This is a genomic window from Cellulomonas biazotea, assembly GCF_004306155.1.
Classification (GTDB): domain Bacteria; phylum Actinomycetota; class Actinomycetes; order Actinomycetales; family Cellulomonadaceae; genus Cellulomonas; species Cellulomonas biazotea.
On record NZ_BIMR01000176.1, the window covers coordinates 1 to 8,966 of the forward strand.

Sequence of the window (8,966 nt, forward strand, 5' to 3'; positions counted from 1 at the left end):
CCCCCCCTTGCGGAGGGTTTGCCGTTTCGCTGACAAGTCCGACATTAGAGCACCGTGAGACTTTGGGGAAGCGCTCACAACGACCAGTTTCGGACAGGCGCCCAATTCACCCGGTCGGCTCAGCACCCCGCTGTGCCGCAGGATCACGCGGATCTGCGGACTGTCACGGCGTGTCGGCGAGCCGGAACGCGAGCTGCGTCTCCCACCGGCTCATGTCGGGCTCGACCCGCGGGTCCGTCAGCATGAGCTCCAGACGGCACCCCCAGACGTCCCCGTCGGGTGACTCGTGTCGGTCCCACACCCACCCGTGCGCCGCCCCCGACGCCAGCAGGTCCGCCGTCACCTGCACCAGCTCGTCGGGATGCCCCACGTGCGTCGTCACCGCGTACCGCCCCGCCGGCAGCACCCCCGGGACGACGTCGCCGTCCACCTCCGCCACCGGCTCGAACAACGGCACGCCCGCCTCGACCAGCAGCTCGCGCTCCATGTCGATCACCCGGTACCGGAAGAACGGCGGGCCCGCTGCCGCGAGCGAGTGCGCCTCGACCCAGTCGAACACCTCGTCGAACCGGTCCGCGATCCGCCCGAACGTCGTCATCGTCACGCGCTCGCGGATCGCGACGTAGTGCACCTCGGGGCGGTCCACGATCACGGGCTCCGCGCGACGACGCTCCATGCGCGAAGGCTACGACCGCCCCGCCGCCCGCGCCCGACCGACGCCCACCGCTCTCGCCGCCCACACCCGACCGACGCCCACCGCTCTCGCCGCCCACACCCGACCGACGCCCACCGCTCTTGCCATCGGCTCACGACGGACGACCACCGGCCCCGCTGCCGGTGCACGACGGACGCGGGGCCGGCCGTCGTCACGACGGGGCGAGCGGTCCCCCGCACAGCGCAGCGCGGACCGAGGGTGTCCCGACGCCGGCGTCCCACGTCCCGTCCGGCCCGGCGGCGCGCAGCGCCGACCACGGCACCGGGAGCGTGAGCCCGCCGAGCACCGCGCCCTCGTCGGGCACCAGGGTCCCGCCCTCGACCGTGCCGCCGAGCTCCGCGACCTCGTCGCCGGCCGCCGTGAGGAGCCGCACGCTCAACCGGGTCCCGTCCGCCGCCACCTCCTGGTCCGCGACGACCCACGTCACGGTCGCGACCGCCGGGGGCGACACGTGCCGCGACAGCCCCAGGCGCGTCTGCCGCACGGTCGCGGGGACGCGCACCTCGACGGTCGCGATCGGAGGGTCCTCCCCCATCGGCCTGTCGTCCAGGCCGCACGCCTGCGCGACCTCGGGCGTCGACGACGTCGACGACACCGCCGCGAGCGCCACCGATCCCCCGCAGACGAGCGCCGCGACAGCCGTCGTCGCGACACCACGCCGTCGGCGACCCTGCGGGGCGTCGCCGCGTCGTCGCCCGTGCGCGTCACGCCGACCGGGCACCTGGCGGGCGACGCGCACGTCCGTCGCGCACAGGCTGTCCGCGAACGTCCGGCGCCGCTCGTCCCACACCGGTCGCAGGAAGCCGACGAGCAGCACCAGGTCGAGCGCGTGCGCGGCCGTCCGCGCCGCCGTCCGGACCGGACCCGCGGGTCGGCCGTCCGACTCGCGCACGACGACCACGCCCACGACCCGCTTGCCCGGGGTCGCCCCCGTCCACGCCTGCAGCGCCAGCAGGACGACGACGCCCGCGACGACGGCCACGAGGACCCCCGCGTGCGGCAGCGCGGTCGACCCGCTCGACCCGCCGAGCACCACGGACCACTCCCACGGCCAGCCGCCCGGCCCGACCGCGACGAACGTCGCCGCGCCGACCACCGTCGCGTCCAGCAGCGCCGCGACCGCACGCCGCCACCAGGGCGCGAGCGGCGGCCGGACGGCGACGGCGTCGAGGTCGTCGACGCCGTCGGTGGTCTCGACGGCCGCAGTCATGCGGACGATCCTGACAGCCCCGCCGCACGCCCCGTGCCCGAATTGCCCGGCTTCACCCGCACCGCGCCTCCCCGTGCGCCGAGGTCGTCACCTCGCGCCGAGCTCGCCGGCTCCAGCTGACGACCTCGGCACGGACGGACGATCTCGGCTACGGGGGTCGGCGACGGGCGACCGGGAGTCGGCGGCGGGTGACATGGCCGGCTGCGGGCGACGGAGTCGGCGACGAGCGCCGGGCGCCGGGCTGCAGACGACGCGCGACCACGTCGGGCGACGGTGCCGGCTACGGGTGGCGACCCGGGCACTACGTGTCGACCTCGGCCTCGTCGACGCGCTCGATCGGGCCCGAGGAGCGGCGGCGTGCGCCCGCGTCAGGTCGTGGGGGTCTCGTCGTGGAGGCGGGGCTCGGTCTTGCGGCCCGGCGTGTGACCCGCCTTGTCGGCGTAGAACGCGCGGACGACGTCCATGTCGGCGGACAGGTCGCCCGTGAGCTCGATCGTCGGGCCGAGGCCCGTCGTCATCGTCGTCCGGTCGACGAAGCCCAGCGTCACCGGCAGGCCCGTGGCGCGGGAGATCCGGTAGAAGCCCGACTTCCAGCCGGACCCGCGGCGCGTGCCCTCGGGCGTCACGACCAGGTAGAACCGCTCGCCGCCGTTGATCCGTGCGACGAGCTCGTCGACGAGGCCCGCGGGGTCGCGGCGGTCGACGGGGATGCCGCCGAGCGCCCGCATCAGCGGACCGGCCGGGCCGCGGAACAGCGTGTGCTTGCCGAGCCAGCGGAACGACAGGTCCTGGTCGCCGCCGATCGCCAGCATGAGGATGAAGTCCCAGTTGGACGTGTGCGGGGCGCCGATGAGGATGCCCGTGCCGTCGGCGGGGAGCCGCTGGCCGGTCAGCGTCCAGCGGCTGAACCGCCAGTACACGCGCGCGACGCGCTGCCGGACGCTCACGGCGACTCGCCCTCGACCTCGGTGCCGCCGACCGTGGTGCCGCCGACCGTGGTGCCGCCGACCTCGGTGCCGCCGACCTCGGTGCCGCCGGCCTCGGCGCGGACCGCCGCGAGCAGGCGCGCGACGATCTCCTCGCCGCCCGCGACACCGGCCCGGTCCGTGACCGTGACGTGCGGCGCCTGCCACCCGGCCTCGTGCAGCTCGCCGTGCGCGGGGCGGAAGCCCACGTCGGCGTGCTCCAGCAGGTCGGCGTCGAGCAGCGAGTCGCCCGCCGCGAACGTCCGGTCGGCCCCGACGCGCAGCGCGACCTCCGCCACGGCGGCCGACTTCGTCACGGGTGCGGGCACGCAGTACACCTTGCGCCCCTGCAGGGACACCGTCCACCCGCGCTCGGCGCACCACCGGGTGAGGTCGTCGACGAACGACGGCGGCAGGTCCTCGCGCTGCACGACCAGGTAGGTGAACAGGTCCTCGGCGACGCGGCGCTTGCGGACCCACGAGTCGTCGGCGACGGCGTCGAGGTGCGCGACGACCTCCGCGAGCGGCGCGCACTCCTGCAGGCGGCCGCGCACGGTCTGCGACCAGTCGGGGCACGGCGCACCGTCGACGAGGATGTGCCCCCCGTTCGACGTCACGGCGTACCGCGGGCCCGGCTCGGGGAACCGGACGCGGCGGTACTGCTTACGGGTGCGCGTGGTGGTGGGGACGAACGTCGACTCCGCGACGAGGTCGCCCAGCATCTCCTCCGCGTCCCGGGTCCAGAACGACAGGGGCGCACCGTCGAGCACCTCCGCGACGGTCATCGCGGGCGCCTGCTCGTCGTCACCGCCGAGCCGCAGCGCGGCGGACGAGTAGATGAGCGTGCGGTCCAGGTCGCACGCGACGACCACCCCGGCGCTCACGCGTCACCCCCGACGCCCGGTCCGGCGTGCTGCGGGACCGGCGGCGCCGCGCGCCCGTCGGCCCGCTCCGACCCGTTCCCGGCGGCCTGGCCGAGGGCCTGCCCGACGGTCCGCCCGTCGGCACCGGTGGCGCCGGCGGTGAACTTCGGGTGGATGAGGCCCACGACGCTGTACGGCAGGTCGTCGACCGTCTCGACCGGGACCCCACGCTCGGCGGCCAGGTGCCGCACGTGCGCGACGTCCGCGGGGGCGGCGTCGGGCCGCACGAGGACGCGCCACGGCACCCGCCGCAGCAGGACGCGCGTCGTCTCCCCCACCCCCGGCTTCACGAGGTTGACGTCCCCGATCCCGTACCGCTCGACGATCCGTTCCACCGCTGCCCACCCCGCCCAGTCCACCGTCGCGTGCTCGTCCGCCAGTCGCCGCCAGTCCCGCTCGACGTCCGCCCGGACGTCCTCGAACCGCTCCGACACCGCGTCGAGGAACCGCGCGGACACGTCGACGTCGGCGAGCTCCGCGTAGAACTTCGCGCCGTGGAACTGCCCCGGCGCGATGAGGTCCCGGTTGAGCACCGTCCGTGAGACGAGGCCCGAGACCGTCGAGTTGAGGCACGCCGAGGGGACGAGGAAGTCGTCGCGCGTCCCGGCGAGCCGCACGCAGCGGCCCGGGTCGGCGAGGACCGCGAGGTCCCGCGGGAACGCGGTGCCCGTCCGCTCCTCGTGCTCCGCGAGGGCCGCGGCGAGCTCGCGGGCGATCGCGCCCTTGCCCGTCCAGCCGTCGACGAACACGACCGACGCCGGGTCGTGGTGCGCCGCGACGTACCGCAGGGCGACGTCGTCGATGCCGCGACCGCGCACGATCGACGCCGCGTAGTGCGGCAGGTCGACGCCGTGCACGAGCTGCGCCCACCGCCGCACGAGGATGCCGACCGGGGTCCCCGCCCGCGCGAGCGACACCAGGGTCACGTCGCCGCCGCGCGCCGCGACGAGCTGCTCCGCGACGACACCGACCGCGTGCGCCATGCGCTGCGCGCCCTCGTCGAGCGCGTCCTCGAACAGCCGCCGGTACGACTCGCTGGGCTGGTACTCGACGGGCAGCGACTCCGCGTAGTGGGCGCCGCCCGACTGGATGGCCTCCTCGCGCTCCTCGACCGGGGCCTCGAGTGCGACCCCCGACAGGTCGGTGAGCAGCCACGCGACCTCGTCGGGCGCGTACGAGCCGAACGCGGGCCCGAGCAGTGGCGACGGCAGCCCGTGCGCGTCCGTGCCGGTCGAGGTGCCCGCGGAGGGGTGGCCGGCGCGGTGCGCCGGCTCCGAGCGCGCGCGGCGGGCCGCGGCGTCCGGCAGGACGACGAGCAGCACGTCCCGCGTGCGGGTCGCGACGGCGTCGAGCAGGCCGTGCGGTCCCGTCAGGGCGGCGGTGTCGCCGGGCTCGTCGGTGACGACGACGACCGCGTCGAACGGCACGCCCGCGCCGTCCACGTTGTAGGCGAACCGACGGTGGCCCGGGTCGCCGGGCGCCGCGTCGTCCGGCGCGTCGTGCGCGGGGAAGGTCAGGGCCGACCGGATCGCGTACCCCGGGTCGTCGAGCGCGAGCACCGGGGACCGCGTCGTCGTCGAGAAGCGCACGTCTGTGTCGTCGAGCGCGGTCGCGAGGCCCTCGGCGAGCAGCAGCGGCACGTCCATGAGCTCCTCGGTGCCGAGCACGAGGACGCGCCGGCCCGCAGGTCCGCCGAGCGCGTCGCGCGGTGCCGCCACCCCGAGCGCGTCGCGCAGCGCCGCCACCCCGGTCGCGACCGCGTCGGCGACCGCACGCCGGTCGGCGGCCACGACGCCGTGACGTCCCGTCTCGGGCACGTCCTGCGGCCAGCCGACGTCCACGCGCCGGACCGGACCGCGCACGTCGTCGCCCGTCACGGGTACCTCTTGGCCGTCGACCTCGACGACGACCGCCGCGCCCTGCGCGACGACGTCGTGCGGTGCGGCGACCTCGCCCGCGGCGAGCGCGACGACGTCGATCCGCGTGCCCAGGCGCTCCGCGAGCGCGGCGGCCCGGGCCCGGTCGGCGTCGGTCCGCAGGTCGACGAGCGTGGCGACGAGGTACCGGTCGCGCGCGGCGAGCCTGTGCACGGCCTCGATGGTGTGCAGGGCCGTCGTGCCCGTGCTCAGCTCGTCGTCGACGAGGACCAGCGGGGCGCCCGACGTGAGGAGCGCCGGGTCGGCGGGCAGCAGCAGGTGGGTCGTCGCGTGGGAGTGCTCCTCCTCGAACGCGCCGACCGAGGGAACGCCCACGACGGGACGCCGGGTGGAGTGCAGGGTGGGTGCCCCGCCGAGCGCGTCGCCGACGCCGTGCCCGAGCGCGGTCGCGGTCTCCGCGTAGCCGAGCACCACGGCCGGGACCGGGTCGGCGGGGACCGCGTCGCGGAGCGCGCCGACGAGGCGGTCCGCTGCGGTCCCGTCACCGTCGAGCGCGTCCCGCAGCAGCGCCCCGAGGGCGTGCGCGGCGTCCGGTGCGGGCGAGCCGTCGCCGCGCGTGCCCTCGGGTGCGGGCCGGTCGTCAGCCAGCGCCTCCCGGACGAGCGCGCCGAGCAGGAGCCCTGCGCCGCGCACGACGCGCGGGTCCGTCGGGACGTGCTTGCCGAGCACGCGCGACACGAGCAGGTGCGCGCGGCGCGGGTTGCGCCGGACCGCGAGCCCGACGAGGTCGGTGAGGTCGAGTCCGACCGCGCTGCCCGTCGTCCGCAGCGTCAGGTCGAGCCGCTCCGACACCCACGCCCCGGACCACACCGCGTCGCTCGCTCGACCGTCGCCGGCAGCGCTCGCACCCGTCGGACCGCTCGCACCGTGCGCGCGGCCCGCGGTCACCGTCGGGGCCGTCACGGGCGCCCCGCCGTCGCCGCGAGCAGGTCCACGAGCCCGACGTCCTCCGCCGCGACGCCGAACGCCCGCGCGCGCAGCATCGTGCGCTCCGCCCAGGACAGGTGCGGCTTCGACTCGTTCATCTTGTTGCCGTACCGCGACGCCGACGCGCCCGCCCGGCCCGCGGCGTCGAGCACGTCGGTCGCGTCGGCGTACTCCTCGTGCGTGACGACGGACAGCGAGTGCACGACGGGCACGTGGCTCGGGTGGATGACCGTCTTGCCGGTGAGCCCGTTGACCTTGTCGAGCACGACCTCGCGGATGAGGCCGTCGAGGTCGCGCGTGATGAGGTCGGCGCGCAGGGTGTTGGCGTCGTGCTGGTCGAACGGCGTGTGCCGGAGCTGGGGCTTGAACAGCCGCTCGTCGCCGCTGAAGTACTCCCAGACGGGCCCCGTCACGACGAACCCGGTGCCGTCGGTGCGACCCAGGACGTTGACGACGTCCGTGAGGACGCCCGCGACGAGACGCACGTCCCAGATGGTGAGGTCGCGTCCCCGGCGGATGCCGTACACGCCGCACAGGTCGGTCGCGCCGGTGCGGACCGCGAGGACCGACGAGCGGTGCTTGTCGAGCAGCCGCTGGACGCCGAGCAGGGCGTCCTCGCGGGTCTCACGGTGGATGATCTCGGGCGACTCGATGACGGGCATCGCGAGCAGGCGCAGGCCCGCCGCTGCGGACGCGTCGTCGAGGGCGTCGAGGAAGGCGGCCCCGTACGACTCCGAGAACTTCGGCAGCACGAAGCCGGACAGGATGCGGGCGTCGTCGCCGAGACCGGACACGATCTGCGGGATCTGCTCGGGCCGCCGGACCCGGACGAACACGAACGGCGACTCGTCGCCCGAGCGCGCGAGCTCGCGGAGCTGCGCGACGACGTTGAGCTCGGCGGCGGCGAGGTCGGCGTCGGCGACGGAGTCCTCGAGGCACACCACGGAGCTCACGACACCCTTGGCGGCCTGCTTGACGAGGTCGCGCGCGAGCTGCGGACGGGTGCCGGGCATGTAGAGGGTCGCCCCGAGTGCCGCCGCGAGCAGCGCGGGCGGGCAGTCGCGTCCGAGCGGCTCGGGTGGCCGGGAGAACAGGCGCTCGACGTCGTCGTCGGGCAGGTGCGAGAAGTGCCGCGCGGTCACGCCGCGCCCGGCGTGGGGGTCGCCTCGACCTGCATGTCGGTCTCCGTCCGTGTGGCGGCGCTCCGGGGCCTGGGCGCCGCGCACACGGTAGCCCAGCGCGACGACGGGGGCGTCGCGTCCAGGTGAACGTCCGGTGGAGCATCGCCGTTCCCACGGGGCTGTGGACGGCTCGCGAGCGGGTCAGGTGAGCGGCGTCCAGGGGTCGACCCACGTGACCTGCGTGAACCCGTAGGCGAGGCACGCGTCCCGGAAGGTGCCGTGCACGAGCTCGTCCTCCGACCGGAGCACCAGCTCACCCGCCACGTTCGTGACGGACAGCGCGACGAGCACGCCCGTGTCGGGCTCGCGGTCGAGCGCGACGTCGACGCGGCCACCCCCGGCCGTCTCGACGAGCAGCGCCCCGCCCCACCGCAGCGCCGCCCCCGACGGGGAGAACGCGAGGACGACGAGCCGTTCGAGCAGCCCGACCTGGCGCAGGTCGACGCGCAGCACGTCCGTGGCCTCCCGCGCCGCGAGGACGACCGGGCGGTTCGAGCGCACCGGCGCCGTGGACAGCCCGCGCCCGTGGTCCAGCACGGACGACTCCCCCGACGTCAGCCGGTACGCCGCCGCGAGGCGCAGGTCGCCGACGTGCTCCGACACCGCCGCGCGGAACGTCAGCGCGCCGACGCCCGACTGCAGACGGTCCAGGGCCAGGGTCGGCCGGTCGTCGGTGAGCGCGACCCGGCCGCCCGGCGGGAGACGGTCCGGGGTGTACCCGAGGACCAGGTCGCCCGCGGCCGCGGAGGGCCGGCGGCGGGCTGCCGGGCTCGCGACCGCCGGCGCCGCGGCGGTCCCCGACGTCGACAGGTCGAGCGACGTCGACCCCGCCCGCGCAGTCGTCGGGGCGGGCGCGGGCGTCGAGAGGTCGAGCGACGTGGAGGCAGCCGGACGGGCCGCAGGGGCGGGGGCGGTCGGGACGGCAGGCGCCGACAGGTCCAACGACGTCGAGTTCGTCGGCGCCGGGGCCGCCGGGCGCGAGACGTCCGGCGCCCTCGACGCCGACGGGCGCGACGCCGGGGCCGACAGGTCCAACGACGTCGACCCCGCGGCCGCCGGTGCCGACAGGTCGAGCGACGTCGAGCCCGCCGACGCGGAGGCGGACCTC

Annotated in this window: 6 protein-coding genes and 1 pseudogene; all 7 read right to left on the reverse strand. The window is 76.2% G+C overall.

The annotated features are described in order from the left end of the window. Window positions 1-163: 163 nt before the first annotated feature. Complete coding sequence (locus tag CBZ_RS11865) at window positions 164-676, reverse strand: GyrI-like domain-containing protein (protein ID WP_130781752.1); 513 nt, start codon at window positions 674-676, stop codon at window positions 164-166. Between the two features lie 190 nt (window positions 677-866). Next, window positions 867-1,925 carry an RDD family protein gene (locus CBZ_RS11870; RefSeq protein WP_130781753.1) on the reverse strand — a complete coding sequence of 353 codons (1,059 nt, stop codon included), beginning with the start codon at window positions 1,923-1,925 and terminating at the stop codon, window positions 867-869. Window positions 1,926-2,293: 368 nt separating this feature from the next. Further along, a complete protein-coding gene (locus CBZ_RS11875; protein WP_130781754.1) occupies window positions 2,294-2,872 on the reverse strand; it encodes a 1-acyl-sn-glycerol-3-phosphate acyltransferase in 579 nt (192 codons plus the stop codon). After that, a complete protein-coding gene (locus CBZ_RS11885; protein ID WP_218022760.1) occupies window positions 2,869-3,774 on the reverse strand; it encodes an HAD family hydrolase in 906 nt (301 codons plus the stop codon). The genes CBZ_RS11875 and CBZ_RS11885 overlap by 4 nt, the downstream gene beginning before the upstream one ends. Then, window positions 3,771-6,560, reverse strand: a complete 2,790-nt coding sequence (locus CBZ_RS11890) for a phosphoribosyltransferase (protein WP_246013311.1) — start codon at window positions 6,558-6,560, stop codon at window positions 3,771-3,773. The genes CBZ_RS11885 and CBZ_RS11890 overlap by 4 nt, the downstream gene beginning before the upstream one ends. 89 nt (window positions 6,561-6,649) lie before the next feature. Beyond that, window positions 6,650-7,819 carry an HpcH/HpaI aldolase/citrate lyase family protein gene (locus tag CBZ_RS11895; protein ID WP_130781755.1) on the reverse strand — a complete coding sequence of 390 codons (1,170 nt, stop codon included), beginning with the start codon at window positions 7,817-7,819 and terminating at the stop codon, window positions 6,650-6,652. A gap of 180 nt (window positions 7,820-7,999) precedes the next feature. Further along, window positions 8,000-8,966: pseudogene (locus CBZ_RS20900) on the reverse strand (hypothetical protein); the annotation flags it as partial.